This is a genomic window from Pseudomonas sp. B21-047, from assembly GCF_024748775.1.
GTDB classification, from domain to species: domain Bacteria; phylum Pseudomonadota; class Gammaproteobacteria; order Pseudomonadales; family Pseudomonadaceae; genus Aquipseudomonas; species Aquipseudomonas capeferrum.
Genome location: NZ_CP087169.1, coordinates 5726156 through 5752931, shown reverse-complemented (window position 1 = coordinate 5752931; position 26776 = coordinate 5726156). Strand labels below are relative to the sequence as shown.

At 64.0% G+C, this 26776-nt stretch carries 21 protein-coding genes and 1 pseudogene; 11 read left to right on the top strand and 11 right to left on the bottom strand.

Annotation, left to right across the window (positions count from 1 at the left end; translation table 11 throughout):
* Positions 1-2: 2 nt before the first annotated feature.
* Entirely contained in the window at positions 3-1391 is a 1389-nt protein-coding gene (locus LOY26_RS26000; protein WP_033702265.1) for a NorM family multidrug efflux MATE transporter, read from the bottom strand.
* A 156-nt stretch (positions 1392-1547) separates the two neighbouring features.
* Here LOY26_RS26000 and LOY26_RS25995 point away from each other — a divergent pair, with 156 nt between their 5' ends.
* A complete protein-coding gene (locus tag LOY26_RS25995; RefSeq protein ID WP_033702263.1) occupies positions 1548-2501 on the top strand; it encodes a LysR substrate-binding domain-containing protein in 954 nt (317 codons plus the stop codon).
* A gap of 3 nt (positions 2502-2504) precedes the next feature.
* On the opposite strand, the gene LOY26_RS25990 is transcribed toward LOY26_RS25995, so the two are convergent.
* Entirely contained in the window at positions 2505-3899 is a 1395-nt protein-coding gene (locus LOY26_RS25990) for a VOC family protein (protein ID WP_033702261.1), read from the bottom strand.
* Between the two features lie 130 nt (positions 3900-4029).
* Positions 4030-4920, bottom strand: coding sequence for a LysR family transcriptional regulator (locus LOY26_RS25985; RefSeq protein ID WP_186663732.1), 891 nt, complete (start codon positions 4918-4920; stop codon positions 4030-4032).
* A gap of 135 nt (positions 4921-5055) precedes the next feature.
* Here LOY26_RS25985 and LOY26_RS25980 point away from each other — a divergent pair, with 135 nt between their 5' ends.
* Entirely contained in the window at positions 5056-6546 is a 1491-nt protein-coding gene (locus tag LOY26_RS25980) for an aldehyde dehydrogenase family protein (protein WP_186657530.1), read from the top strand.
* 170 nt (positions 6547-6716) lie between these two features.
* A complete protein-coding gene (locus LOY26_RS25975) occupies positions 6717-8003 on the top strand; it encodes an FAD-binding oxidoreductase (protein WP_186663734.1) in 1287 nt (428 codons plus the stop codon).
* Positions 8004-8159: 156 nt separating this feature from the next.
* Here the strand turns inward: LOY26_RS25975 and LOY26_RS25970 are convergent, their stop codons facing one another.
* Positions 8160-9587 (bottom strand): mechanosensitive ion channel family protein, encoded by a 1428-nt coding sequence (locus LOY26_RS25970; protein WP_258714246.1) that lies wholly within the window; start codon positions 9585-9587, stop codon positions 8160-8162.
* A gap of 273 nt (positions 9588-9860) precedes the next feature.
* Here LOY26_RS25970 and ycaC point away from each other — a divergent pair, with 273 nt between their 5' ends.
* The 4 genes and pseudogenes from ycaC (at position 9861) to LOY26_RS25950 (ending at position 14185) form a co-directional block, all read left to right on the top strand.
* Positions 9861-10490 carry an isochorismate family cysteine hydrolase YcaC gene (gene ycaC / locus LOY26_RS25965; protein WP_033702251.1) on the top strand — a complete coding sequence of 210 codons (630 nt, stop codon included), beginning with the start codon at positions 9861-9863 and terminating at the stop codon, positions 10488-10490.
* 118 nt (positions 10491-10608) lie between these two features.
* Entirely contained in the window at positions 10609-11175 is a 567-nt protein-coding gene (locus LOY26_RS25960) for an antibiotic biosynthesis monooxygenase (protein ID WP_186663736.1), read from the top strand.
* A 47-nt stretch (positions 11176-11222) separates the two neighbouring features.
* Positions 11223-12041 (top strand): alpha/beta fold hydrolase, encoded by an 819-nt coding sequence (locus tag LOY26_RS25955; RefSeq protein ID WP_047582060.1) that lies wholly within the window; start codon positions 11223-11225, stop codon positions 12039-12041.
* Positions 12042-12342: 301 nt separating this feature from the next.
* Positions 12343-14185, top strand: a pseudogene (locus LOY26_RS25950) (amidohydrolase).
* A gap of 107 nt (positions 14186-14292) precedes the next feature.
* Here LOY26_RS25950 and LOY26_RS25945 read toward each other — a convergent pair.
* From LOY26_RS25945 to LOY26_RS25935, 3 genes are all read right to left on the bottom strand, one after another.
* Positions 14293-15204, bottom strand: coding sequence for a LysR substrate-binding domain-containing protein (locus tag LOY26_RS25945; protein ID WP_033702243.1), 912 nt, complete (start codon positions 15202-15204; stop codon positions 14293-14295).
* Positions 15205-15398: 194 nt separating this feature from the next.
* Entirely contained in the window at positions 15399-17186 is a 1788-nt protein-coding gene (locus tag LOY26_RS25940; protein ID WP_258714245.1) for a monovalent cation:proton antiporter-2 (CPA2) family protein, read from the bottom strand.
* A 158-nt stretch (positions 17187-17344) separates the two neighbouring features.
* Complete coding sequence (locus tag LOY26_RS25935) at positions 17345-18832, bottom strand: YifB family Mg chelatase-like AAA ATPase (protein ID WP_186664646.1); 1488 nt, start codon at positions 18830-18832, stop codon at positions 17345-17347.
* A gap of 255 nt (positions 18833-19087) precedes the next feature.
* Here LOY26_RS25935 and LOY26_RS25930 point away from each other — a divergent pair, with 255 nt between their 5' ends.
* The gene (locus LOY26_RS25930; RefSeq protein WP_258714244.1) at positions 19088-21115 is read left to right on the top strand and encodes a DUF4034 domain-containing protein; all 2028 of its coding nucleotides are present in this window, start codon (positions 19088-19090) and stop codon (positions 21113-21115) included.
* A gap of 3 nt (positions 21116-21118) precedes the next feature.
* Here LOY26_RS25930 and LOY26_RS25925 read toward each other — a convergent pair whose 3' ends face one another.
* Entirely contained in the window at positions 21119-21379 is a 261-nt protein-coding gene (locus tag LOY26_RS25925; protein WP_033702230.1) for an accessory factor UbiK family protein, read from the bottom strand.
* Positions 21380-21763: 384 nt separating this feature from the next.
* Here LOY26_RS25925 and glnK point away from each other — a divergent pair, with 384 nt between their 5' ends.
* The 3 genes from glnK to sutA all read left to right on the top strand — a co-directional run bounded on the left by glnK (position 21764) and on the right by sutA (position 24240).
* On the top strand, positions 21764-22102 hold the full coding sequence (glnK, locus tag LOY26_RS25920; RefSeq protein WP_002555808.1) for a P-II family nitrogen regulator: 339 nt from the start codon (positions 21764-21766) through the stop codon (positions 22100-22102).
* A 47-nt stretch (positions 22103-22149) separates the two neighbouring features.
* Positions 22150-23481: an ammonium transporter gene (locus LOY26_RS25915; RefSeq protein ID WP_033702228.1), complete on the top strand. Its 1332-nt coding sequence runs from the start codon at positions 22150-22152 to the stop codon at positions 23479-23481.
* 432 nt (positions 23482-23913) lie between these two features.
* Complete coding sequence (gene sutA / locus LOY26_RS25910) at positions 23914-24240, top strand: transcriptional regulator SutA (RefSeq protein WP_033702226.1); 327 nt, start codon at positions 23914-23916, stop codon at positions 24238-24240.
* Between the two features lie 225 nt (positions 24241-24465).
* Here sutA and LOY26_RS25905 read toward each other — a convergent pair whose 3' ends face one another.
* Genes LOY26_RS25905 through LOY26_RS25895 form a run of 3 tightly spaced genes read right to left on the bottom strand, consistent with a single transcriptional unit; the run spans position 24466 to position 26767 of the window.
* Positions 24466-25161 (bottom strand): HAD family hydrolase, encoded by a 696-nt coding sequence (locus LOY26_RS25905; protein ID WP_033702224.1) that lies wholly within the window; start codon positions 25159-25161, stop codon positions 24466-24468.
* On the bottom strand, positions 25158-26057 hold the full coding sequence (xerC, locus tag LOY26_RS25900; RefSeq protein WP_033702222.1) for a tyrosine recombinase XerC: 900 nt from the start codon (positions 26055-26057) through the stop codon (positions 25158-25160). Before xerC ends, LOY26_RS25905 begins: the two co-directional genes overlap by 4 nt.
* A complete protein-coding gene (locus LOY26_RS25895) occupies positions 26057-26767 on the bottom strand; it encodes a DUF484 family protein (protein ID WP_033702220.1) in 711 nt (236 codons plus the stop codon). Before LOY26_RS25895 ends, xerC begins: the two co-directional genes overlap by 1 nt.
* Positions 26768-26776: the final 9 nt, after the last annotated feature.

Below are 26776 nucleotides of genomic sequence, written 5' to 3'. Positions count from 1 at the left end.
ATTCAGGCCGACACCGCTGCCTGGCTGCCAGCCCCAGCCTTGCGCAGCAACCGCTTCATCCGCCATTCAAAGCCAAAGGTCAGCGCCACTGCCGCGCAGGCCAGCCCCAGCGCCAGCCCCCACCAGATCCCGACCGCGCCGCCACCCAGGTTGAAGGCGAACAGCCAGGCGCTGGGTGCGCCCACTAGCCAATAGCAGCACAGCCCGATCAGGAAGGTGGTCTTGGCATCCTTCAAACCACGGATCGAGCCCATGGCGATGGTCTGCATGCCATCGAACAGTTCGAACCACGCCGCCACCATCACCAGTTGCACGGCCAAGTGGTAGATGGCCGCGAACGCCGGGTCGTCGCGGTCGATGAACAACCCCACCAAGGCATCCGGCAACAGCCAGAACAGCGCGGCGAAGGCGAACATGATCATCCCGCCGAAACCGATGCCCACCCGGCCTGCGCTGCGGGCGGCGAGCAGGTTGCCGCCGCCGTAGTACAAGCCCACGCGCATGGTCACGGCATAGGACAGCCCGGTCGGCACCATGAACGCCGTCGAAACGATCTGCAGCGCGATCTGATGCGCCGCCAGTTCCGTGCTGCCGAGCACGCCCATGCACAGCGCGGCAAAGGCAAACAGGCCGACCTCGACCATGTACGTGCCGCCAATCGGCAGGCCCAACCGCCACAACTCGCGCAGGGCCGGCAGCGAAGGGCGCGACAGGCCCTTGCGCAGTGGGTAGGCGGCATAGGCCGAATGCCAGCGGATGTACAGTGCCAGGGCAATGGCCATGCCCATCGACACCACCGCAGTGACCAGGCCGATGCCCATCAGGCCCAGCTTGGGCAGGCCGAACATGCCTTCGATCATCGCGACGTTGAGCAGGTAGTTGAGCACCGTGCCAATCACGCTGATGACCATCACCGGCGTCGAGCGGCCGAGGGCGCTGGTGAACCCGCGCAAGGCCATGAAGGTCAGGTAGCTGGGCAGGGCCAGCGGCAGCAGGGTGAGAAACTCGGCTGCCGAGGCGACGTTGTCCGGCTGCTGGCCGAACATCAGCAATACCGGCTCCAGGTTCCACAGCGCCAGCGCCGCGACCAGCGCCAGGCCCCAGGCCAGCCACAAGCCGTTCTGGGCCAGGCGGGTGACGCCTTCGATGTCGTTGGCGCCCTTGCGGATGGCCACCAGCGTGCCGACGGCGGCGATCACGCCCAGGCAGAAAATCGACACGAACGAGTAGCTGGCAGCGCCCAGGCCACCGCCGGCCAGTGCTTGTGGGCTGATGCGGGCCATCATCAGGGTGTCGGTCAGCACCATCAGCATGTGCGCCAACTGCGAGGCGATCAGCGGCCCGGCCAGGCGCAGCAAAGCCTTGAGTTCGGTGGTGGGCGCTACATGCATGTGAGTAGTCCTTCTTCCTGATTCTGTGAGCAAGGGGCGAGTCTGAGGCTTTGGTCAACTTTGCACAAAAGGATAAAAGCGATCATTGGCATGAGTCTGACTCATGGGTATATGCTGCGGTCGATCGGTTTCACAGCCCCGTATGGCAGGTGCCTCATGTCTCGTCAGCTCCCTCCGTTGTATGCCTTGCGCGCATTCGAAGCCGCTGCCCGGCTGAGCTCCTTCACCCGCGCCGGCGAAGAGCTGTCCATTACCCAGAGTGCTGTCAGCCGCCATATACGCACCCTTGAGCAGCACTTCGCCTGCCGCTTGTTCGTGCGCAGCGGCCGCAGCCTGCAACTGACCGAAGCGGCAAGGCTATTGCTGCCCGGCGTGCGCGAAGGCTTCACTGCGCTGGAGCGGGCGTGCGATACCTTGCGCGGTGAAGATGACATCCTGCGCATGAAAGCGCCCTCTACCCTGACCATGCGCTGGTTGCTGGCGCGCCTGAGCCGCTTTCGTCACCTGCAGCCGGGTAATGAAGTGCAACTGACCAGTGCCTGGATGGACGTCGACCATGTCGATTTCAACCAGGAGCCTTTCGATTGCGCAGTGTTGCTCAGCGATGGCGTGTTCCCGGCACATTGGGAGGTGCGCCGGTTGTTTCCCGAACTGCTGATCCCAGTGGGCGCACCCGACCTGCGCGACGAAGCACCGTGGGACGAGCATCGGCTGGCCTGCTTCGAGTTGTTGCACCCGACGGTGGACAAGCGCGACTGGCGAGAGTGGCTGCAGCGCATGGGGCTTGGCGACAAGGTTTCGCTCAAGGGCGGCCAGGTGTTCGACACCCTGGAGTTGGGCATGATCGCGGCGGCGCGTGGCTATGGGATATCCATGGGCGATTTGCTGATGGTGGCCGAGGATGTGGCGCAGAAGCGCCTGAGCCTGCCCTGGCCGACGGCGGTACCCAGCGGCATGGACTATTACCTGGTGTGGCCGCGTACCCGGCCGGGCGGCGAGCGGCTGCGGCGGTTGAGCGCGTTTCTGCACGACGAGGTGGCGGCCATGGACCTGCCGAAGGTGGAAATCCTGCCGGCGATTGGGCCGCAGCGCGACCCAATGCACCCCTGAGCCTTACATCGAGCCCAGGTTCAACGCCTGCGCACAGGCCTGCAACGAGCGGCGCTCGCTTTGCGCATACAAGGCCAGTTCATCCTGCACCTTCAGCCCCAGTGCGGCCTCGAAGGCCTCACGGTTAGCGTTGCTGCCGTAGTCTGCCTGCGCATCATCGCCCAGGTTGGACTGGAAGATCCCTGCCGCGCTCACCGGCAGGAAGTCTTCATACACCAGCGCCTCGTAGTGCACATGCCCTGCTTCGATCAGCCCCTGCAGGGTGGTCGGGCGCTCGCGCTGATCGCGTGCGGCCAGGCCTTTTTCGGTGGCAAAGTAACGGAAGTACGCCAGGCCTTGCTCGCGCATCTGCGCCAGGTCATCCGGGAATTCCGCGAAGGTCTGGCTCAACAGTGCCTTGTAACGCTCGGCATTGGCTTCGGCGGGGGCACCGCCCAAGGCCGCGCGCGTGGCATCAAGCAACTTGTCGTAAAGCTGGCGGCCCTTCGGCGTCAGCGCCGCACCGCGCTGTTCGATCTCGCCGAAACGTGCGGTGTGGCTGCCCTCGCTGCCTTGCTGGTCACAGAAGGCGACCTTCTCCTGCAGTGCCTTGAAGCTGGTCTGGCGCAGCAGGATCGGGTGACGACGGGTGGGCGGGCCTTCGACCACGGCTTTTGGCGGGATGCCCTTGGCCGGCATGCCGACCTGGATCGCGTCGATGTCCAGGGTGCGCGGGGTGAGGTGGTTGATGTGCGGGCCTTTGAAGGCAACCACATCGGCGATCAAACGGTGCTGGTCGTGCAGTTGCTGGTACTGCTCGGCGGTTACCGTGGCGTCGTGGTGCCAGCGGAAGGTGTGCAACGCTTCCTGGACGAAGGCTTCGGCGTCGGCCGCGCTCAGGCCGCCGTCACGTTCGCACTGCTCGATCAGTTCAAGCACGCGCGGGGTGAAGATCTCGCGTTTGGCCAGGATGCCCTGCGCCAGCTCACGCAGCTGTGGGTTGTCGATCAGTTCCAGGCGCAGCAACGAGGTGAACACGCGGAACGGGCTGACATGCAGCGATTGCTCGTGCACGGCGCGAAATGCCGTGGAGTGCACCGGTACGCCCGCTGAGCTGAGGTCGTAGTAGCCGACGGGCTCCATGCCCATCACTGCGAACAGTTTGGCGATGGTGGCCAGCTCTTCGGCGGTGCCGACACGGATGGCGCCGTGGCGCTCCTGGTCCAGACGTTCGATTTCGCCGGTCCAGCGCAGCGCTTCGGCCACTTTGGGTTGCTGGGCCATGACCTGCTGGTTGATTTCGCTCACCAGCTCCAGCAACGTGCCATACAGCGGCACTTCCTGTTTGTACATGAGCGACATGGCGGCAGAGAACTGCGCGCGGATGCTGTCTGGGCTGACGAAATCGTGGGCGGGCATCGCTAGCTTCCTGGTTAGGTTCGGACGCTTACATGAAAGCTGGGAATGCACATGGCTCACAAGCGAAAAAAAGTGGGTGTGTCATTCCTTTTTTGATCGACCTAAGGGCCGCAAAGCGGCCCCGGCACGCTTAACGCTGCAACTGCTCGCGCACCCACTCCACCAACGCCCGCACCTTGGGCACTTCCGCTGCATGCTCGGCATACGCCAGGTAATGCGCCCCAGTACTGCGCATCGCATGATTCCACGGAATGACCAGGCTCCCTTCATTCAATTCCTTGGCCACTAGGTACTGCGGCACCAACGCCACCCCACACCCCGCCTGCGCGGCGCTCAAGGCCATGTAGAAGGTATCGAACCGCGGCCCGTGGTAGCTGCTGACACTGTGCAGCCCCAGTTCGAGAAACCACTCATGCCACGCTTCCGGCCGCGATGTGCTCTGCAGCAGCACCAGTTCGGCCAACTCTCCCGCATCGGCCAGGGCCCGCCCGGCCAAAAGCTCCGGCGCGCATACCGGTACCACCTCTTCGCGGAACAGCTCTACGCAGGTCGCCCCCGGCCAGGTGCCCTGCCCATAGAAGAACACCACGTCCGCCGAGCCTTGCAGCAAGGCGAACGGCTCCATCTCGTTGCGGATGTCCAGGTGGATATTGCTGTGGCGTTTGCCAAACCCCTTGAGGTGGGGGATCAACCAACGCACGCCAAAACTCGGTTGAGTGGCTACCTTCAATATCTCGGTCTGCTCGCCATAGGTCAGGACGTAGCGGCTGGAGATGTCGACCTGGGTGAGGATCTTGTTGACCTCGGCCAGGTACAGGCTGCCGGCTGGCGTCAGTTGCAGGCGGCGGCGAATGCGCAGAAACAGGTGGTGGCGCAGCATGTCTTCGAGCTGCGCCACCTGCTTGCTGACCGCGCTCTGGGTCAGGTGCAGCTCTTCGGCGGCACGGGTGAAGCTTAAATGACGGGCTGCGGCTTCAAAGCACTGCAGGGCGGTCATGGAGGGCACCAGGCGTTTGGACATAGCGGTCTCTGCGGCTCAAATCATTACCTGACGGAATGATATGCGGAATAAAGGTCGTTTGTTGCACTGGTGTGATCGGATTAATACTGATCCACATCATTTTTCCACCCCATCACCGATGTAGGAGATGCACCAATGGTTGCTGGATTGCTCGAGCGTCTTGGCGTTGCCGCCGAGGCTTACACCCAGGGCGACTACCCTGTTCACACGCCGATCGACGGCAGCCAGATCGCCTCGGTGAAGCTGCTCGGCAAGGCCGAGACCATCGCCCGCATCGATCAGGCCCACAGCGCCTTCGAAGCCTGGCGCAGCGTACCGGCCCCACGCCGTGGCGAGCTGGTCCGCCTGTTCGGCGAAGTGCTGCGTGAGCACAAGGCCGACCTCGGCGAGCTGGTTTCGATCGAAGCCGGCAAGATTACCCAGGAAGGCCTGGGCGAAGTCCAGGAAATGATCGACATCTGCGACTTCGCCGTCGGCCTGTCGCGTCAACTGTACGGCCTGACCATCGCCTCCGAGCGCCCGGGCCACCACATGCGTGAAAGCTGGCACCCGCTGGGCGTGGTTGGCGTGATCAGCGCCTTCAACTTCCCGGTGGCCGTCTGGGCCTGGAACACCGCACTGGCCCTGGTGGCCGGTAACTCGGTGGTGTGGAAGCCGTCGGAAAAGACCCCACTGACCGCCCTGGCCTGCCAGGCGCTGTTCGAAAAAGCCCTGAAAGCCTTTGGCGATGCACCGGCTGGCCTGGCGCAACTGGTCATCGGTGGCCGTGAAGCGGGCGAAGCCATGGTCGACGACCCGCGTGTGCCGCTGGTCAGCGCTACCGGCAGTACCCGCATGGGCCGTGAAGTCGGCCCACGTGTCGCTGCCCGCTTCGGCCGCAGCATCCTCGAACTGGGTGGCAACAACGCCATGATCCTGGCGCCGAGCGCGGACCTGGACCTGGCCGTGCGTGGCATCCTGTTCTCGGCCGTCGGTACTGCCGGCCAGCGTTGCACCACCTTGCGCCGCCTGATCGTGCACCGTTCGATCAAGGACGAAGTGGTTGCCCGCGTCAAAGCCGCCTACGCCAAGGTGCGTATCGGTGACCCACGCAAGGACAACCTGGTGGGCCCGCTGATCGACAAGCTGTCGTTCGATGCCATGCAGGGCGCGCTGGCCAAGGCCCGCGACGAAGGCGGCCAGGTGTTTGGCGGCGAGCGTCAGCTGGCTGACCAGTACCCGAATGCCTACTACGTATCCCCGGCCATCGCCGAGATGCCGGCCCAGAGCGACGTAGTGCGCCACGAAACCTTCGCGCCGATCCTGTACGTGCTGGCCTACGACGACTTCGAAGAGGCCCTGCGCCTGAACAACGAAGTGCCACAGGGCCTGTCCTCGTGCATCTTCACCACCGACATCCGTGAAGCCGAGCGCTTCCAGAGTGCCTCGGGCAGCGACTGCGGCATCGCCAACGTCAACATCGGCACCAGCGGCGCCGAGATCGGCGGTGCGTTTGGTGGCGAGAAGGAGACCGGCGGTGGCCGTGAGTCCGGTTCGGATGCCTGGAAAGGCTACATGCGCCGCCAGACCAACACCGTCAACTACTCGCGCGAGCTGCCGCTGGCGCAGGGTATCGTGTTCGACTGATGCTGCATGGCCGGGGGCGATGCCCCCGGTTCGCGGGGCAAGCCCGCTCCCACAGAAATCATGCACACAACGCGATCTCTGTGGGAGCGGGCTTGCCTGCGAATGGGCCGCAAAGCGGCGCCAAAACACGAGATGCACCCGCAATAAGAACAACACTGCTGGAGCCGGCCATGTCCGAACTGCGTCAACAATGCTTGTGGGAATTCGTCAGCAAACCCACCGTCGCCGCCCAGGCCCTGGCCGGTGAGCACAAGGCCGATGTCTGTGTCATCGGTGGCGGCATCACCGGCCTGTCCGCAGCCATCCACCTGCTGGAACAGGGCAAGTCGGTGATTCTGCTGGAGGCTTGGCAGATCGGCCACGGAGGCTCCGGACGTAACGTCGGCCTGGTCAACGCGGGCACCTGGATCCGCCCCGACGATGTCGAGGCGACCCTCGGCCAGAAGCAGGGCAGCCGCTTGAACAAGGTGCTCGGCGAGGCACCCGGCGAGGTCTTCGCCATGATCGAGCGCCTTGGCATCGACTGCCAGGCCCAGCACAAAGGCACGCTGCACATGGCGCACAACGCCACCGGCATCGCCGACCTCGAAGCCCGCCATGAACAGTGGCGCCGGCGAGGGGCTGATGTGGAGCTGCTGACCGGCGCCCAATGCCAGGAATACTGCGGTACCAACAAAATTTCCGCCGCGCTGCTCGACCGCCGCGCCGGCACCATCAACCCCATGGGTTACACCCAAGGCCTGGCCGCTGCGGTCTCGCGCCTGGGTGGCAAAGTGTTCCAGCAGTCGTCCGTCGAGGGCCTGGAGCGCGAGGGTGATGGCTGGCGAGTGAAGACCGCGCGCGGCTCGGTGCGCGCCGACAAGGTGGTGATGTCCACCGGTGCCTACACTGAAGGCGACTGGAGCAACCTGCAGAAGCAGTTCTTCCGCGGTTACTACTACCAGGTGGCGTCCAAGCCGCTGCAGGGCGCCGCCGCCGACAAGGTGCTGCCGCATGGCCAAGGCTCCTGGGACACCCGCACTGTGCTCAGCAGCATCCGCCGTGACGACCAGGGCCGCCTGCTGCTTGGCAGCCTGGGCCGGGTCGACAACAAGCCAGCCTGGTTCGTGCGCAGTTGGGCGGACCGGATCCAGAGCCATTACTACCCGGAGCTGGGCAAGGTCGAGTGGGAGATGCACTGGACTGGCTGCATCGATTTCACCCCCGACCACCTGATGCGGCTGTTCGAGCCGGCGCCTGGGTTGGTCGCGGTGACCGGTTACAACGGGCGCGGCAACACCACCGGGACCGTGATCGGCCGGGCGTTTGCCGAGTTCCTGCTCAAGGGTGAGGCGGACAGCTTGCCGATTCCGTTCTCGCCGATGACCGGGGTGAGTGCGCCGTCGTTGCGCACGGCGTTCTATGAGTCTGGGTTCTCGCTGTACCACGCGGGGCAGTGTTTGAGAGTGGTGTTGTAAGGTACTGCTACGGTTCTGTAGGAGCGGCCTTGCGTCGCGAAAGGGCTGCGCAGCGGCCCCAAGTTCTATGGCGCAGCAAAAATCGCCGGGGCCGCTGCGCGACCCTTTCGCGACGCAAGGCCGCTCCTACAATCAGCGCCAATTCAGGGGCTCAGGTCATTTGTGCAACCAGCTGAGGAAGCCGCCCTTCTTGATCAGGGTCGGCTTCTGCAGCAGTAGCGACTCCCGGCTCTGGCGCCGGAACCGCTGCAACTTGCTCAACGCCGTCTGTACCTCGCCGCGCTGCACCAGGCAGCTCTTCACCTGTTCCTTGTCGATGCGGTAAAGCACGCAGCTGGTCAGCGTGCGGAATTCAGCGAAGCCGTCGTCCTCGTCGAGGATGCCCTCGATTCCCAGTACCTCCCCAGGCCCCATGCGCCCAGCCTCCAGCAACTTGTCGCCGTCGCGGACCGACGCCGAAACCACGCCGCTGCCAATCACCAACAGATGCTCCGAGCGTTCGCCCACCCCCAGGATCACCTGGTCGGCCAGGTACTCTACCGCGGTCATGCGCTGGCTCAGCGCATCGCGTTCGTCATCGCTCAGCGAGCGGAACACCCGCACCTCGTCCAGTACTTCGCGCTGGCGGCTGCGTGGCGGCATGGCCAGGTCGACGTTCCACATCACGCCACTGGCCTCAAGGTGCCGGTGGGCCAGGTCGAACAGCTGATTGCGCGCTTCGGTCTTGCCGCCCATGTCGGCAATGAAACCACTGGCCTCGTATTCCACCGATTCCAGGGTCGAGGCCTTCACGGTGACTTTCGGCTTGGGCGAGGCCAGTATCGCGCGGGTGCCCTGCAAGGCCTTCTCCAGCGCATCGAACACCCGCTTCGGCCGCACCTTGGCCGGCACCACCACGCTGATCGATACACCGTGCACATCGGCCGGGCGGCTGTGGTTGAGCAGCTTGGCCTTGGCCGCCACCGAGTTGGGGATCACCGCCAGGCTGCCGGACCCGGTCAGCAGGCGGGTGGCGCGCCAGTCGATGTCCAGTACCTTGCCTTCGGTGCCATCGATGGAGATCGCATCGCCGATCTGATAGGGCCGTGTGGTGTTCAGCACGATGCCGCTGAACACATCGGCCAAGGTGCTTTGCAATGCCAGGCCGATAACGATGGCCATCACCCCGGAGGTGGCCAGCAGCCCCTTCACCGGCAGCTGCATTACGTAGCCTGCCGCCGCCACCACCGCCGCCAGGAATATCAGCGCCCCCAGCACATCCTGCAGCAACCGCCCGCCATGGCTGCCGCGCGCCACCAGCAGCAGGCCGAACACCACGGTCACCGTGCGCGCGCCGAACAGCCACCAGCCGATCGTCAGCACCGTGGCCATCAGGTTGCGCGACACGTCATCGGGCCATGGCGGTGGTTGCAACGGGCTCATGCCGGCGGCCAGCAGCACCGAGCTGAACAGCAGGAAGATCACCAGCCGCGCGCCGATACGCCAGGCCCGGCGCTGGAGGGGGATCAGTTGCCAGAGCACGAGGTCGAGCAGGATCAGGGCGCAGCCGAGCAGCAACGGGGAAGACTGGATAAGGGCCAGCATGGTGGTCTCGGGATGAGGGGAGGGCTGTGGGTAGTAATAGAGCAGGTTGGTTCGCCAGGCAATGAATGGCCATTGCCGCAGCGGTCGAAGGCGTTGGGTGCGGACTCGTTCCGCAAACAAGCCAGCAAAACCATTGCCAACTTATCGTTCACAAAATAGAACGCTAAAGCCAAAAACAGCTATCTACCGCTCCAAAGGTGATGGTTTTAATCTTCTCCCATCAACGCGAAACACCCAAATCACTGAAGATCAAAACCCTTAGGAGCAACGACCATGACCCCATTCAAATACAACCGCCTGAACAAAGACGACGCAGCCGTGCTGCTGGTCGACCACCAGGCTGGCCTGCTGTCCCTGGTGCGTGACATCGAGCCGGACGCCTTCAAGAACAACGTACTGGCCCTGGCCGACCTGGCCAAGTTCTTTAACCTGCCAACCATCCTCACCACCAGCTTCGAGCAAGGCCCCAACGGCCCGCTGGTACCCGAGCTGAAAGCGCTGTTCCCGGACGCGCCCTACATCGCCCGCCCAGGCCAGATCAACGCCTGGGACAACGAAGACTTCGTCAAGGCCGTGAAGGCCACCGGCAAGAAGCAACTGATCATCGCCGGTGTCGTGACTGAGGTGTGCGTAGCCTTCCCGGCCCTGGCAGCCCTGGAAGAAGAATTCGAGGTGTTCGTGGTGACCGATGCGTCCGGCACCTTCAACGCCATGACCCGCGACGCAGCCCATGACCGCATGAGCCGTGCCGGTGCGCAACTGATGACCTGGTTCGGCGTGGCCTGTGAGCTGCACCGCGACTGGCGCAACGATGTCGAAGGCCTGGCGGCGCTGTGCTCCAACCACATCCCGGACTACCGCAACCTGATGAGCAGCTACAACGCCTTCAACGCCGGCAAGTAACCCGCCACGCCCCCGGGCACCGCCAGTCGGTGCCCGGCAAGGGCAGCACACCCATGCAATCTTCCGCCCGTTCGCCGTTGCACAGTGGATGCGGGCCAGCTCATCCCAAGGAACGCCGATGAACACCGCACTCCAAGACAACCGCAACGTGGTTACGCTGGTCATCCAGCACAAGGTTCGCACCGAAGCATTGGCAGGCTACGAAGCCTGGCTCAAGCACACGGTCAGCGCCGCACGCCGCCAACCCGGACACCTCGATGTCAACGTGATCCGCCCGGAAGACGGTGGCCGCCACTTCACCACCGTGGTGCGCTTCAGCGACGCCAGCCTGTTGCAGGCCTGGGTCAACTCCACCGAGCGCCAGACGCTGGTCAGCCAGGTGCTGCCGTTGCTGGAGGAGGGTGACAACACCCAGGTCCACGACGACCCGGAGTTCTGGTTCACCCCGCCGAGCACCACCGCGAAGCAACCGCCGCGCTGGAAGCAGGCACTGCTGACCTACCTGGTGATCTGCCCGATGACCATGATCATCCCGCAACTGCTGGCGCCGTTGTTCGCCCGCGTCCCGCAGCTGGGTGGCCCGATCACCGGCAACCTGATCGTCAACCTGTTCGTCATCCTGCCCGTGGTGTTCTACATCATGCCGTGGGTAACCCGCCGCTGCGCCAACTGGCTGCGTGGCTGAGCCAGCCCCACCCCCCCACCCAAAAAGGCTTTCAAGGAGATACCGACATGAGCACACTCGTAACCCGCGACGGCACTTCGCTCTATTTCAAGGACTGGGGCAGCGGCAAGCCCGTGCTGTTCAGCCACGGTTGGCCGCTGGATGCCGACATGTGGGACGCGCAGATGGAGTTCCTGGCCAGCCGCGGCTACCGCGCCATCGCTTTCGACCGCCGTGGCTTCGGCCGGTCGAGCCAACCGTGGAACGGTTACGACTACGATACCTTTGCCGATGACATCGCCCAGTTGATCGAGCACCTCGACCTGCGTGAAGTGACCCTGGTGGGCTTCTCCATGGGCGGCGGCGATGTCAGCCGTTATATCGCCCGCCATGGCAACGAGCGAGTTGCCGGGCTAGTGCTGCTGGGCGCGGTGACGCCGGTGTTCGGCAAGCGTGATGACAACCCTGAAGGGGTCGATGCATCGGTGTTCGCAGGTATTCAGGCAGGGCTGCGTGCGGACCGGGCGCAGTTCATCGCTGATTTCGCCACGCCGTTCTATGGTTTGAACCAGGGCCAGCAAGTGTCCCAGGGCGTGCTGACGCAAACCCTGAACATCGCGCTGTTGGCCTCGATCAAGGGCACGCTGGATTGCGTGAGCGCGTTTTCCGAGACCGACTTCCGCCCCGACATGGCCAAGATCGAGGTGCCTACCTTGGTTATCCACGGTGACGCGGACCAGATCGTGCCGTTCGAGACCACCGGCAAGAAGGCTGCCGAGTTGATCCGCGGTGCCGAGTTGAAGGTGTATGAAGGCGCGCCGCATGGCTTTGCCGTGACGCATACGCAGCAGCTGAATGAAGACCTGCTGGCGTTCTTGAACCGGTGAAAATCCAGCGGCCGCCTCGCGCCGAGGCCGGCCGCTGCACAAAAGCTGATCAAGGCTAACCTTCACCCACCCACCGCACATCCATCCAAGCCTTGGCCAGGCACGAACCGGCATGCTCCGCAGTTGCGCTTGCCGCCGCCGCACCCAGACGGAGAAGACCATGTCCCAGGACCCCAACGACAAGAGCCGTCGCCAGTTCCTCGCCACCAGCACCGTGCTCGGTGCTGCTGGCGCGCTCTGGTCCGCATTGCCCTTCGCCGGCTCCGCCGGTTCCGCCCATGCATCCACCCAAGGAGGCTCCATGACCGCCGACCTCATCCTGTTCAACGGCAAACTGCACACCGTTGACCGTGAGAAGCCCACCGCCACCGCCGTTGCCATCAAGGACGGCCGCTTCATTGCCGTCGGCAGTGACGCCGACGCCATGGCCCACAAAAGCGCTGCCACGCAGATCATCGACCTCAAGCAGCGTACCGTTATCCCAGGCCTGAACGACTCCCACCTGCACTTGATCCGTGGTGGCCTGAACTACAACCTGGAGCTGCGTTGGGAAGGCGTACCGTCGGTAGCCGATGCCCTGCGCATGCTCAAAGACCAGGCCGCCCGTACCCCAACCCCGCAGTGGGTGCGTGTGGTCGGTGGCTGGAACGAATTCCAGTTCGCTGAAAAGCGCATGCCGACCTTGGAAGAAATCAACCAGGCCGCGCCCGATACCCCGGTGTTCCTGCTGCACCTGTACGACCGCGCACTGCTCAACCGCGCTGCGCTCAAGGCCGTGGGCTACACCAAGGACACGCCGAACCCGCCAGGTGGCGAGATCCAGCGCAACAAATTCGGCGAGCCGACCGGCATGCTCATCGCCCGCCCTAACGCGATGATCCTCTACGCTACCCTGGCCAAGGGGCCGAAGCTGCCGCTGGAATACCAGGTCAACTCGACCCGCCAGTTCATGCGTGAGCTCAACCGTCTGGGCCTGACCAGCGCCATCGACGCCGGGGGTGGCTACCAGAACTTCCCCGACGACTATTCGGTGATCCAGGAGCTGGCTGACAAAGGCCAGTTGACCGTGCGCATCGCCTACAACCTGTTCACCCAGAAGCCTAAGGAAGAACTCGACGACTTCAAGAAGTGGACGTCGAGCGTGAAGCTTCACAGCGGCACGGACTTCCTGCGCCATAACGGCGCGGGTGAGATGCTGGTGTTCTCCGCCGCCGACTTCGAGGACTTCCTTGAGCCGCGGCCGGACTTGCCGCAAACCATGGAAGAAGAGCTGGAGCCGGTGGTGCGCCACCTGGTCGAGCAGCGCTGGCCGTTCCGCCTGCACGCTACTTACAACGAATCGATCACGCGCATGCTCGATGTGTTCGAAAAGGTTAACCGGGACATTCCGTTCAACGGCCTGCCGTGGTTCTTCGACCATGCCGAAACCATCACCCCGGAAAACATCGAGCGCGTGCGCGCCCTGGGCGGGGGCATCGCCATCCAGGACCGTATGGCCTTCCAGGGTGAATACTTCGTCGACCGCTACGGTGCCAAGGCAGCCGAAAAAGACACCGCCGATCCAGCGCATGCTCGACATGGGTGTGCCGGTCGGGGCCGGTACCGACGCAACCCGCGTCTCCAGCTACAACCCGTGGACTTCGTTGTATTGGTTGGTCAGCGGCAAGACCGTTGGCGGCATGGCGCTGTACCCGGAAGGCCTGAGCCGCGACACCGCGCTGCAGTTGTTCACTCAGGGCAGCGCCTGGTTCTCCAGTGAGCAGGGCAAGAAAGGCCAGATCAAGGTGGGCCAGCTGGCCGACCTGGCGGCGTTGTCGCTGGACTTCTTCAGTGTCGATGAAGAGGCGATCAAGGGCATCGAGTCGGTGCTGACCCTCGTCGATGGCAAGGTCGTGTACGGCGCCGGCGAGTTCGACAGGCTCGGCCCGCCGCAGGTGCCAGTACTGCCGGAATGGTCGCCGGTGGCCAAGGTGCCGGGGCACTGGCGGGTGGGTACGCCATCGCTGGCCGCAGCGGTGCACCAGTGCAGCGGCCCGTGTGGGGTGCATGCGCACAGCCATGAAAAGGCGCGGCATTCCAGCGTGCCGGTGAACGACTTCCAAGGGTTCTGGGGGGCGCTGGGTTGTTCGTGCTTCGCGTTCTGAGTTGATGTGAAGAAGGGGCCTGCAGAGGCCCCTTTTTTGTGTGTAGATCTTCAGCACTGCGCTGTAACTGTGGGCGCGGATTCACTCGCGATGAGACCAGCACAGATTCAGGCCATGTCGCTGATGGCGAACTCCTCGGCCAGGTGATCGATCAGCGACCGCACCGACGGCAGCAAGCCGCGTCGCGACGGGAAGATCGCATGCACGATGCCGCAGCGCGGGTGCCAGCCCGGCAACAGCTCCACCAGCCGCCCCTCGGCCAGGTCCTCGCGCACGGCTACCCGGGGCAGGTGCGCAATGCCCACACCGGCCACCACGAAATGGCGCAAGGCAAACAGGTCGTCGGTGACCATGCGCGGTGTGTGCGGGATCACGATGCTGTGGCTTTGGTCTTCCCCTTGGAACAGCTCCCACTGGTACTCACGTTGGGCGCTGCCCCAGTGCACGCTGGGCAGCTGGCCGAGCATCTGCGGGTCGAAGCCCTTGGGCAGTTGCTCCCGGTATTGCGGCTGGCCGACCAGGCACTGGGTACTGTTGCTCAGCACCTTCATCACCATGTCGGTGTTTTCCAGCGGCGGAAAGCGCACGCGCAGCGCCACGTCGAAGCCTTCATGCAGCAGGTCGACGCGGCGGTTGGTACTTTCGATGAACAGCTCTACCTGCGGGTACTTGAGCATGTAGCGCGTCAGCATCGGCCCGACCCAGGAGTTGAGCAAGGTGGTCGGGCAGCTGATGCGCACCAGCCCGCGCGGCTCGCTGCGGTTGCGTTCGATGATCTCCGCCGCGCCCTCGGCCTCCACGCGCATGGCCAGGCAACGGTTGTAGTAGGCCTGGCCGATTTCGGTCAGCGAGCAATGCCGGCTGGTGCGGTGCAGCAGGCGTACGCCAAGACGCTCTTCAAGGTCTGCGATACGCCGGCTGAGCTTGGACTTGGGCATGTCCAGCGCGCGACCTGCCGGGGCGAAACCGCCGTGCTCCACTACCTGGGTGAAGTAGTAGAGGGAGTTGAGGTCTTCCAATGATCGTTCTCCGGGTGGAACGGTAAGGGCAGTTTCGCAGTTTAACGGTTTAATCTGTGGGGCTGGCTTAATGGCTTCTAGGCGCCTGTCGATAGGCGTTCAGGGCCTATGAAATCGAGCGCCGCCCGCGCGGCGCTCGATCTCTATGGCGACAAATCACCTAACGGCGAGCGCTCCAAGCCTCAATCCACAACTCAATCCGCATCCGAATCAAACAACCGCTCCAGTTCCACCCGCGCTTCCTTGGCTGTCTGCATCACCTTGGCCCGGTCATCGCGTACCTGTCCTTGGGCTACCAGCACTTCTTCGTCGTGTTGGGTAAACCGGGCGATGCGATCCGCCGCTTGTTCATCACTCAACCCTAACCCCACCAGCGCACGGCGGGTCATCTCCAGGCTCGAATAGAACGTCTCGCGAATCGGCTCGGCGCCTACATCGATCAGCTTGTGCACATGCTGGCGGTTACGCGCGCGGGCCAGCACTTTCAGGTGCGGGTACAGGCGCTTGACCCGCTCCGCCGTGCGGGTGGTGACGTCCGGGTCGTCGGTGGTGATGACGAAGTACTCGGCCTCGCCCACCTTGGCCGCATGCAACACCTCGGCGCGCAAGGGGTCGCCGTAGAACACTGGAGCCTGCTCGAACATGCGGGTCATCTCGATGGCGTCCACCGAGGTTTCCAAGGCGATGAAGGGGATCTTCTGCGCGCGCAGGATGCGCGAGACGATCTGCCCCATGCGGCCCATGCCGACGATGACCACACGCGGGGCGTCGGTCTGGATCTGCTTGTACTGCTCCGGCACTTCACGCTGCGGCTGCGGGCGCTTGAGGGCGCGGGCGCAGCCGAGCATCAGCAGGGGGGTGAGGGCCATCGACAGGGTGATGGTCATCATCAGCAGGTCGTAGGTCTGGGTGTCGAACAAGCCCTGGTCCTTGCCCAGCTTGAACACCACGAAGGCGAACTCGCCACCCGCCGCCAGCACCATCCCCAGGCGCAGGGCGCTGGCGCTGTTGAGGCCACCCGCCAGCCGGCCGACCACGATCAGCAAGGTCAGCTTGACCGCGATCAGCAGCAGGGTCAGGCCCAACAGCACCAGCGGCATTTCCAGCAGCAGGCTCAGGTTGGCGCCCATGCCGACACTGATGAAGAACAGCCCCAGCAGCAGCCCCTTGAACGGTTCGATCTGCGACTCCAGCTCGTGGCGGTATTCCGAGTCGGCCAGCAACAGGCCGGCGAGGAAGGCGCCCAGGGCCATGGAAATGCCGGCCTCTTCCATCAGCCAGGCGGTACCGATCACCACCAGCAGCGCGGTGGCGGTGGAAACCTCCGGCAGGCCGGTACGGGCGACGATGCGAAACACCGGGCGCAGCAGGTAACGGCCGCCGACGATGACCACGGCGATACTGGCGAATACCTTCAGTGCATGTTCGAGGCTGTCACCGTGGCTGGTATCCGGGCCGCTGGCGGCCAGCAGCGGGACCAGGGCGATCAGCGGGATGGCCGCGATGTCCTGAAACAGCAGAATGGCGAACGCGAGGCGACCGTGCGGCGCGTTCAGCTGCTTGCTTTCGGCCAGGCTCTGCAGGCCGAGGGCGGTCGATGACAGCGCCAGGCCCAGGCCCAGCACCAGGGCCGCCGGCAACGACTGGGCAAAGCCGAACAGGGCGATGGCGCCGATCACCGCACCGGTCAGCAACACCTGCGCAGCCCCCACGCCGAACACTGACTTGCGCATCAGCCACAAGCGTTTGGGTGACAGCTCCAGGCCGATGATGAACAGCAGCAGAACAACGCCCAGTTCAGAAATGTGCGCGACGCTCTCGGTATCGCGGATCAGCCCCAGCGCCTGCGGGCCGATGGCCACGCCAGCCAGCAGGTAGCCGATCACCGCGCCCAGTTGCAGGCGCTTGGCCAAGGGGACGGCAAGGACGGCGGCGAAGAGGAAGATCACCGCGGTTTGCAGAAGGCTGCCTTCGTGTGGCATTGGCTCGAACTCCATGAGCTGCCGGGGCAGCGTTAGAACAGTGTGGCGGACAATTCTGGAGGTGGAGGGAGTGTTAGACAATCTGCTGACGGCAGGAAAGATTGTCCCGAAAAAAGTGACAGTCAGTGGTGGCCTTCTTGCGGGCAAGCCTGCCCCTGTCAGCTACCAGGCCGATACTGCAACGCCTCGCCCAGATGCCCCCGGGCAATCGACGCCACGCCCTCCAGGTCCGCCAGCGTGCGCGCCACTTTCAGCAGCCGATGGGCAGCGCGCAACGACAAGTTCAATCGCTCGCAGGCAGTCTCCAGCCAAGCCTGGTCGGCCGCCTCCAGCAGGCAATGGCTGCGCAAACCGTTGAGGTCGAGAAACGCATTGGCGCACCCTTGCCGACGTTGCTGCAGGTCGCGCGCCTCGGCCACCCGCTCGGCGACCGCAGCGCTGGTGTCACCGCTGGGTTGGTTGTTCAGCGTGGTGGTTTCGCGCGCCACGGTCAGGTGCAGGTCAATACGGTCCAGCAGCGGCCCCGACAGCTTGTTGCGATAACGCTGGACCTGGTCGGTGCTGCAGCGGCAGCGGCCGCTCGGGTCGCCGAGGTAGCCGCAAGGGCAGGGGTTCATCGCCGCCACCAGCTGAAAACGCGCCGGGAAGCGCACTTTGTCCCGCGCCCTGGCAATCACGATCTCGCCGGACTCGAGCGGTTCGCGCAGTACCTCCAGCACGCGCCGCTCGAATTCCGGCAACTCATCGAGAAACAGCACACCATGATGAGCCAGGGTGATTTCGCCCGGCTGTGGCCGGCTGCTGCCGCCCACCAGTGCAGGGCCTGAGGCCGAGTGGTGCGGGTGGCGGAAAGGGCGCTGTGGCCAGCTGTTCAGCGGCGCATGGCCGCTGACCGACTGAATGGCTGCCACCTCCAGCGCTTCGCGCTCGTCCAGCGGCGGCAACAGCCCTGGCAAGCGGCTGGCGAGCAAGGTCTTGCCAGTGCCGGGCGGGCCGGTGAACAACAGGTTGTGCGCCCCGGCTGCGGCCAGCAGCAAGGCACGCTTGGCCGCCACCTGGCCCTGTACCTCGCTGAGGTCGGGGTAGGGCCGGCTGTTCAATATCAAGCCATTGGCGGCATAGGGCGCTAACGGTACCTGGCCATTCAGGTGGGCGACCAGTTCCAGCAGGTGCCCGATGGCATACACCACCAGCCCACCTGCAAGGCTGGCTTCTTCGGCGTTTTCGCGTGGTACCACCAATGCCCGACCCGCATCCCTTGCCGCCAGCGCCGCCGGCAACACGCCCTGCACAGGGCGCAGTTGCCCGGACAGCGCCAGCTCGCCCAGGCACTCGATGTCGCAGAGGGTGGCCACCGGGACCTGGCCACTGGCGGCCAGAATGCCTAGGGCAATGGCCAGGTCATAGCGCCCGCCATCCTTGGGCAGGTCGGCGGGCGCCAGGTTCTGGGTGATGCGCCTTGCCGGGTAGTCCAGGCCTGAGTTGACGATGGCACTGCGTACCCGGTCTTTGCTTTCCTTGACCGTGGTTTCGGGCAGGCCGACCAGGGTGAGGTGGGGGAGCCCGTTGGCCAGGTGGGTTTCGACGCTGACCGCCGGTGCCTGCACGCCTACCTGGGCGCGGCTGTGGACGAGGGCAAGTGACATGGACGCTCCGTTGTCGCTGAAAAGGGCCGCTTCCGGCGGCTTGGGCAAGGTTAGCGGGGGGAGTGGCAATCAGCGCAAGAAGTGTGCGTCCTGGTTTTTCAGGTCAGGGATTTCCCCTGGTTTTTCATACAATCTGACAAAAATGGATCCAATAACTTTGCGCAGATCCAGGGTATGGCTTAGTGTTGAAAGGCTACTGCGCTTGCCATGGAATGGCAGCGCCGCTTCCCACAAATGGACTTGAGGTATTGCTCCGTGCAAACGCTCACTCGCACTCGCCAGGCAATCCGAGAATTGGTGCAGGCCAGTGCATTCGTTGAACTCAACCGCTACTTCGACATCCTCGAAGTGCGCTGGCGACAGTCGCCTCCCGGCGAGTTTCCTGCCTACCTGGAGGCCGTCGAAGGGCACATGCTGGTCGATTGGGACTGCCAGGGCGACAAGGCCCTGACGCAGGTTCTAAAGGCCTGGACCGACGCCTGCCCCAAGGCCTACCACCCTCAGGTGGTGATGGGCTTGCATTGCTTCAGCCGCGCCTGCGATATCCACGACAGTGCCAATGCCGAGCCCCTCAGTGCCGAGCAGCAGTTGGCGGCCGAGCAGGTTTGTGAGCTCGGCGCCGCGCACCTGTTGCGTGCCATGGGGCGCTCGGCGCAGCCGGTGGCGGCGGCCATCGGCATGCTGCGGCTCAGCGCGCAGTTTGCCGAGCCAGGTTGGTTGCGCGAACTGTTCGACGGCCAGCCGGCACGCTTCAGCCCGAGCGCTCACGCGGATGTGGAGGTGCAGGAGGCTGCGGCGCCGCTGCTGGTGAAATACGGCCTGCTACCCCTGGCCCAAGTGCCACAGACCTTGCCGGCGTGCCTGGGCAAACGTGCCGTGCATGGGCGAGAAGCCGCGCAGCACTATTGGCTGCAGCATGCGCTGGGTGCTTTCCCCGGCTGTTTTGAAGCGATTCAGGCGCATGCCGTCTACCTGCTGCCCCGTTGGGGCGGCAGTTACGCGGCAATCGACGGATTGGCTGGTGGCACGCTGTGTGAAGGATGGCGAGAGGAGCAGCGCAATGCGCTGCGCTGGCTGGCTATCGAGGACCAGCTCGAACTGCCGCATGCCAGCCAGGTGCAGTCGATCGCTGCCTGGCAGCAGGTGTTCAAGGGGTGGTCGCTGCGTGCGCTCAGGCCTAGGGAGCGCGCTACCTTGCTGGCATGGCGTGGTGCCTTGCGTGGTTGTGCCCTGCAGGACTACACGGGCGCGCTGCGCGATTTTGCTGGCTGTGTAGACCTTTACCCTGACCTGGGCTTTGTCCCGGGTATCGGCCAGCCCTTTCGTAGTTTTGTCTGCCTCATGCTGTTCCACGGCATGGACGATGACCAGCAGGCATTTCGTAGCGCGATCGAGCGGCTGTGCGAGAGCGGTTCGCACCCGGCTGCCTGTGCGCTGCGGGCGGTGGGGCATGCGTTTGGGCGCTGGGGGTTTGCATGTTCGCCTGAGCAGGCACGTATGTGGTCGCAGCGTGCGGTGAAGCGGCAACTTGGCCGCCAGCGGCCGGATTTCGATGTGCTCGAAGTGCCACGTCTGCTCTGGTCTGCCAACCAGCAAGAGGCCGCTTATTTCCTTTATGAACGCTGTGCCGATCTGAGCCTGCCAGAGGCTGCGCTGAGCCTTCATCACCTGCATCGCGGTGCACTGGCCAACACCCCTGGGCACTACCTGGACGCGGATGCGGCCGAATACTGGCTGCTGCGCGCGGTGCAGGCTGGCTGCAAGGTGGCCAAATACACCTTGGCATGCCAGCGTATGCAAAGTGCCGAAGCCTTGAGCGACCGAAGTGCCATGCTGGCAGTGAGGCGGCTATTGAACGATGCGTTGGGCAGTGCGCAGACCGCTGCCGGTGCGCGGCTGCAACTGGGTATTCTGCTGCGGCAGTTTGGCGAGCCGCAGGAGCAGGCCGAGGCCGTCGACTACTTGCTTGGCCTGGTCGAGCACCCGGACGATTGGATTGCCGCCCGTGCCAGCGCAGAGCTGGGGCTGGCCTGGATGCAGGGGCATGGCACACGCAAGCAAAGCCGCTTCGCGGCCATCGAGTGGATCAACCGCGCAGTGGCGTTGCAGCCGGCGGACAACGACATCGAGCATATCCAGGCCGAGATACTCAACTCGCACAACCGGGTGAAAACGCTGTTCACCTTGTGCGGTGCCGCTTTGTTTCGGGGGACGCTGCATGCCAGCGAGTTGCCGCCTAAATCGGGCAACCCGGGCGAAGGGCGATTGCAGGCATCGGCCTGAACCTTATGCCTGAGGTGGCGCCATCCGTGCTTCCAGCTCGGCGACCTGTTTCTCCAGGGCTTCCAGGCGAGCGCGGGTGCGGGCGAGGACGACCATCTGGCTGTCGAATTCTTCGCGGCTGACCAGGTCCAGCTTGCTGAAGGCGCCCTGCATCAGCACCTTGAACTGGCTTTCGAGTTCGGCGCGAGGCTGGGCGGTATCGCTGCTGAAAAGGCGCGAGGCCTGGTCGCTCAGGGCGTCGAGGAGGGCTTTGGGCGCGAGCATGTTCGGCTGTCCACTGAATCTGAAAAATGACCCGCAGTGTAGCACGCAGCAAAACACTGTTTTGAGGGCAGGAGCGGGTGAGCCTTGCACATTTTTCGAGCAAGACGCCAACGGGTAGCGCACCGAAATCGTGCATCTTTTTGATGCTGGCGACTGGCCAACGCCGACGCTTTCAAGCAACTCACTGTTTTCTGGCGGTTTAGTGGAACTGGCAAGGTTTCTGCAAAGACCTGTACGAGCCATGCACTGATGCAGTTCCTTGTGACCAGGCAGTGCGCACGCGGAGCCGGATGCCGACGACGCGTTACAAAGCCAACCGCTGCGCTTAGACTTGAGACGGGTTTGTTTTCCTGGGGCAAGTCCACCAAATCGGGAGAGAGTTTCATGAAGCTAGTCACAGCCATCATCAAGCCGTTCAAGCTGGACGACGTGCGCGAGTCGCTGTCGGAAATCGGCGTGCAGGGCATCACCGTCACTGAAGTCAAAGGCTTCGGTCGGCAGAAGGGCCACACCGAGTTGTATCGCGGTGCTGAATACGTGGTCGACTTCCTGCCCAAGGTGAAGATCGACGTCGCCATCGACGACAAGGACCTTGATCGGGTGATCGAAGCCATCACCAAGGCTGCCAACACCGGCAAGATCGGTGACGGCAAGATCTTTGTGGTGAATCTGGAGCAGGCGATCCGCATCCGTACCGGCGAAACCGATACCGACGCGATCTAAGTAACAAAAAAAGCCTCACCAAACCCAACGCCCCAGGAGAAAACAACATGACTCTGCGTAAGATCGCAGGGCTAGGAGCCCTATTGTCCCTCGTAATGCCCGGGCTTGCCCTGGCAGAGGAAGCTGCCCCAGCGCTGAACTCCGGCGACACTGCCTGGATGTTGACCGCAACGGCGCTGGTGCTGTTCATGACCATCCCGGGCCTGGCCCTGTTCTATGGCGGTATGGTGCGTTCCAAGAACGTGCTCTCGGTGATGATGCAGTGCTTCGCGATCACCGGTCTGATGAGCATTCTCTGGGTCGTCTACGGCTACAGCATGGCCTTCGATACCACGGGTATGGAAAAGGGCGTGCTCAACTTCAATTCCTTCGTCGGTGGCTTCTCCAAGGCGTTTCTCAGCGGTGTCACCCCCGACAGCCTCACTTCGGCCACCGCGCTGTTCCCTGAGGCGGTGTTCATCACCTTCCAGATGACCTTCGCCATCATTACCCCGGCGCTGATCGTCGGTGCCTTCGCCGAGCGCATGAAGTTCTCCGCGATGCTGGTGTTCATGGGCATCTGGTTCACCCTGGTGTATGCGCCGATCGCGCACATGGTCTGGAGCGGTGATGGCGCGCTGATGTGGGACTGGGGCGTGCTGGACTTCGCTGGCGGCACCGTGGTGCACATCAACGCCGGTATCGCGGGCTTGGTGTGCTGCCTGGTACTGGGCAAGCGCAAGGGCTACCCGACCACGCCGATGGCCCCGCACAACCTGGGCTACACCCTGATGGGCGCGGCAATGCTGTGGATCGGTTGGTTCGGCTTCAACGCCGGTTCCGCCGCCGCTGCCAACGGCACTGCCGGCATGGCCATGCTGGTGACCCAGATCGCCACCGCTGCTGCGGCGCTGGGCTGGATGTTCGCCGAGTGGATCGGCCACGGCAAACCGAGTGCCCTGGGCATCGCCTCGGGTGTGGTCGCCGGCCTGGTCGCCATCACCCCGGCTGCCGGTACCGTGGGCCCGATGGGCGCCCTGGTGATTGGCCTGGCGTCTGGCGTGATCTGCTACTTCTGCGCCACCACCCTCAAGCGCAAGCTGGGCTATGACGACTCGCTGGACGCCTTCGGCGTGCACGGCATCGGCGGTATCGTCGGCGCCATCCTGACCGGTGTGTTCGCAGCACCAGCCCTGGGCGGTTTCGGCGCTGTGACCGATATCGGCATGCAGGTCTGGATCCAGGCCAAGGGCGTGATTTTCACCGTGGTCTACACCGCCATCGTTACCTACGTGATTCTCAAGGTACTGGACGTGGTGATGGGGCTGCGGGTCAACGAAGAAGAAGAGTCGGTCGGCCTCGACCTGGCTCAGCACAACGAACGCGGCTACAACCTGTAACTGCGACGCTGGAAAATCTTGCCCGGTTCGCCGGGCATTTTTTCGCCTGATTTTTGCCTTTTCCCGCACAGCAAACGGTTTATCCGCCACGTTCGCGACGCAGGCGGAAAACTTACAAGATGATGGGCGTTTATGGCGCTTTGCTTTTTCTACGGGCGCGCTAGAATGCGCGCCGAAGGGTGTTGGACAAGCAGTCCGCAGGCGCCCCCAGCCTTTGCTAGGCTTGCCATTAGCGCGTGGCCAGCAGATGGCTCAAGGATTTCGTCAGGCCCTGCCAGGAGCAGGGCCTGCAGGGTACAAACCCTCCCATCAGGAGGTGCATGCCCAAGGCAGTGGCCAACCCACGGCCAGTTGAATTTTCACTGGTGGCTGCCGGTCTACGGCTGCACTGGTCTATAACTAACCTGCTTTTCGCAAGTCATGAGGTAGAACATGAGCGACGATGATCTGGAAAACGACGACCTCGAAGTAGGCGATGATGATGAGGCTGATGAGGGTCTGGAAGCTGCGGCTGATGACGTAGCGGAAGACTCCGGCGAAGACGATAGCCCCGCGCCCACTGCCAAAGGCAAGTCCAAGGCCGCTGTCTCGGTAGACGAGATGCCGAGCTTGGAAGCCAAGCAGAAGGAGCGTGATGCCCTGGCCAAAGCGATGGAAGAATTCCTTTCGCGCGGTGGCAAGGTGCAGGAAGTGGAGGCCAACGTGGTCGCCGATCCGCCCAAGAAGCCGGACAACAAATACGGCAGCCGCCCTATCTGAGTGGTTGCATGCAAAAAAGCCCGCCGTCGCTGCGGGCTTTTTTGTGCGCCATGAATGCGGTCTTGTAGGAGCGGCCTTGCCGGGGCGCCGGACCGGTCGGAACGGGTCGCGGAGCGGCCCCAGGTTCTGTGGCGCAGCAAAAATCGCCGGGGCCGCTACGCAGCCCTTTCGCGACGCAAGGCCGCTCCTACGCAGGTCTTTGCGGCGTTGGGAAGGTATCGGCTGTCAGCGCCAGCGTGCTATCACTTCAGGCAGTTGCGAGAGGCGCTGAATCTCTGCATCCGGCGCCCGCTCTCCGGCCCAGGGCTTGCCTTGCGGGTTGAACCACACGGCACGCAACCCGGCACGCTGGGCGCCGGCGATGTCGTCGCCAGGGTGGTCACCCACATGCACCGCCGCGCCGGCCTCGACCTCGCCACGTTTCAGCGCCTCGAGGAACGGCGCCGGGTCCGGCTTGCCGATCCCTAGGTCCTCGGCGCACAGGGCGAAGCGGAAGTAGTCCGCCAGGCCCAGGCGGCTCACATCGGCATTGCCGTTGGTGACCACGCCCAGGGTGTATTGATGGCGCAGGATTTCCAGCACAGGCTGCACCTCAGGGAAAATTTCCACCTGATGCCGGGCATGCAGGAACACTTCAAAGCCTTCGTTGGCAAGCGCCTGGGCGTGCTTTTCGCTGTAACCGACCTCTTCCAAGGCATGGCATAGCACCCGCCTACGCAAGGCGCTGATACGGTGCTTGAGGCCCGGTTCGGCCTGCACCAGGCGCTCGCGGAGGGTGAACAGGTGCTCGACCGGTACGCCGCCCAGGATCGGTGCGTTGGCTTCGAGCCAGTCGCGCAGGACGACTTCAGCGCTGGCAATGACCGGCGCGGTGTCCCACAAGGTGTCATCGAGGTCGAAGGTGATCAGCTTGATGCTCATGAGTCTGTGCCTTTGCTGCGTTTGGCCCGAGGGTGGGCGCTGTCGTACACCGCGGCCAGGTGCTGGAAGTCCAGGTGGGTGTAGATCTGCGTGGTGCTGATGTCGGCATGGCCGAGCATCTCCTGCACCGCTCGCAGGTCCTGGGACGATTCCAGCACATGGCTGGCGAAGGAATGGCGAAGCATGTGCGGGTGCAGGTGCTGGCCCAGCTCGCGCTCGCCGGCCGCCTTCACACGCATCTGGATGGCCCGCGGGCTCAGGCGATTGCCCTGGCGGGTAATGAACACGGCGCTGTCGCGCGGGCCGCCGATGCCGCGCAGGCGCAACCAGGCCTGCAGCGCCTCGCGTGCCTTGCGCCCGACCGGCAGCACGCGTGCCTTGCCGCCCTTGCCAAGCACCTGCACCAGCCCGGCGGCGAGGTCGAGGTATTCGAGGTCCAGGCCGGTCAGCTCGGACAGGCGCAGGCCTGATGAATAGAACAGTTCGAGGATGGCCTGGTCGCGCCGGGCAATGAAGTCGTCGTCGACACCGCCGTCGAGCAGTTGCAGGGCACGGTCGGTATCCAGCGTCTTGGGCAGGCGCCGTTCGCCTTTGGGCGCAGACAGGCCGTTGGCCGGGTCGTGCTGGCACAGCCCTTCACGGTTCAGGTAACGGTACAGCCCGCGTACCGCTGAAAGCAGGCGCGCCAGGCTGCGCGAGGACTGCCCCTGATGGTGCTGACGGGCGATCAGTTGGCGCAATTGCTGGATTTGCAACGCTTGCCAGCCGGCAATGCCGTGTTCGTTGCAATACGCGACGACCTTGTCGAGGTCGCGGCGATAGGCCAGCAGGGTGTGTTCGGACACCTGGCGCTCATTGCGCAGGTGCGCGCAATAAGCTTCCAGCTGGCGGTCCATCAGCGCACCTGGCGCAGGGTCTGGGTCACGCGTGGGACGACGCGGCCGAGCACTTCGGCAATGTAGCCGAGGAACAGCGTGCCGACGCTGCTCTTGTAGTGCTGCGGGTCGCGGCTGCCGATTGCCAGTACACCGTGCAGCCCTTGATATTCGAGTGCTGCAACAGCACTGGAGCCGACCTCGCGTCGCTCTTCTTCACCAAACAGGAAGGCCAGTTCGTGTTCGCGCAGGTTGCCGCTGACGGTCTTGCCGCCCCCCAGCAGGCCACCGATGGCCTGGTGTGCCTCGGCATTGCTGACCCAGCGGCCGACCGGTGCGACGTTATCGCCGAACAAGATCAGGCTGACGAAGGGCACCTGAAACTCCTGGCGCAGGCTGTCTTCGACCGCCATCACCACTTCTTCCAGGCTGCCGGCATCGAGCAGGTCGAGGATCAGCCGGCGGGTCTTGTCGAACAGCCGGTCGTTGTCACGCGCCACGTCCATCAGTTGCGACAGGCGATGGCGCATCTCGATGTTGCGATCGCGCAGCAGCTTGAGCTGACGCTCCACCAGCGACACGCTGTCGCCGCGCTGGTGGGGGATGCGCTGCTCGACCAGCAACTCGTCGTGTTCGGCGAAGAAGGTCGGGTGGGCACGCAGGTACGCGACCACCGCCTCGGCATCGAGGTCACTGGATTGCTGGGGTACAACCTTGGGCTGATCGGTCATGGCGGTTAC

Bases quoted from the DNA above. Each gene is read 5' to 3' on its own strand.
- LOY26_RS26000 (WP_033702265.1), bottom strand. From the start codon at position 1,391: ATGCATGTAGCGCCCACCACCGAACTCAAGGCTTTGCTGCGCCTGGCC.
- LOY26_RS25995 (WP_033702263.1), top strand. From the start codon at position 1,548: ATGTCTCGTCAGCTCCCTCCGTTGTATGCCTTGCGCGCATTCGAAGCC.
- LOY26_RS25990 (WP_033702261.1), bottom strand. From the start codon at position 3,899: ATGCCCGCCCACGATTTCGTCAGCCCAGACAGCATCCGCGCGCAGTTC.
- LOY26_RS25985 (WP_186663732.1), bottom strand. From the start codon at position 4,920: ATGTCCAAACGCCTGGTGCCCTCCATGACCGCCCTGCAGTGCTTTGAA.
- LOY26_RS25980 (WP_186657530.1), top strand. From the start codon at position 5,056: ATGGTTGCTGGATTGCTCGAGCGTCTTGGCGTTGCCGCCGAGGCTTAC.
- LOY26_RS25975 (WP_186663734.1), top strand. From the start codon at position 6,717: ATGTCCGAACTGCGTCAACAATGCTTGTGGGAATTCGTCAGCAAACCC.
- LOY26_RS25970 (WP_258714246.1), bottom strand. From the start codon at position 9,587: ATGCTGGCCCTTATCCAGTCTTCCCCGTTGCTGCTCGGCTGCGCCCTG.
- ycaC (WP_033702251.1), top strand. From the start codon at position 9,861: ATGACCCCATTCAAATACAACCGCCTGAACAAAGACGACGCAGCCGTG.
- LOY26_RS25960 (WP_186663736.1), top strand. From the start codon at position 10,609: ATGAACACCGCACTCCAAGACAACCGCAACGTGGTTACGCTGGTCATC.
- LOY26_RS25955 (WP_047582060.1), top strand. From the start codon at position 11,223: ATGAGCACACTCGTAACCCGCGACGGCACTTCGCTCTATTTCAAGGAC.
- LOY26_RS25940 (WP_258714245.1), bottom strand. From the start codon at position 17,186: ATGCCACACGAAGGCAGCCTTCTGCAAACCGCGGTGATCTTCCTCTTC.
- LOY26_RS25935 (WP_186664646.1), bottom strand. From the start codon at position 18,832: ATGTCACTTGCCCTCGTCCACAGCCGCGCCCAGGTAGGCGTGCAGGCA.
- LOY26_RS25925 (WP_033702230.1), bottom strand. From the start codon at position 21,379: ATGCTCGCGCCCAAAGCCCTCCTCGACGCCCTGAGCGACCAGGCCTCG.
- glnK (WP_002555808.1), top strand. From the start codon at position 21,764: ATGAAGCTAGTCACAGCCATCATCAAGCCGTTCAAGCTGGACGACGTG.
- LOY26_RS25915 (WP_033702228.1), top strand. From the start codon at position 22,150: ATGACTCTGCGTAAGATCGCAGGGCTAGGAGCCCTATTGTCCCTCGTA.
- sutA (WP_033702226.1), top strand. From the start codon at position 23,914: ATGAGCGACGATGATCTGGAAAACGACGACCTCGAAGTAGGCGATGAT.
- LOY26_RS25905 (WP_033702224.1), bottom strand. From the start codon at position 25,161: ATGAGCATCAAGCTGATCACCTTCGACCTCGATGACACCTTGTGGGAC.
- xerC (WP_033702222.1), bottom strand. From the start codon at position 26,057: ATGGACCGCCAGCTGGAAGCTTATTGCGCGCACCTGCGCAATGAGCGC.
- LOY26_RS25895 (WP_033702220.1), bottom strand. From the start codon at position 26,767: ATGACCGATCAGCCCAAGGTTGTACCCCAGCAATCCAGTGACCTCGAT.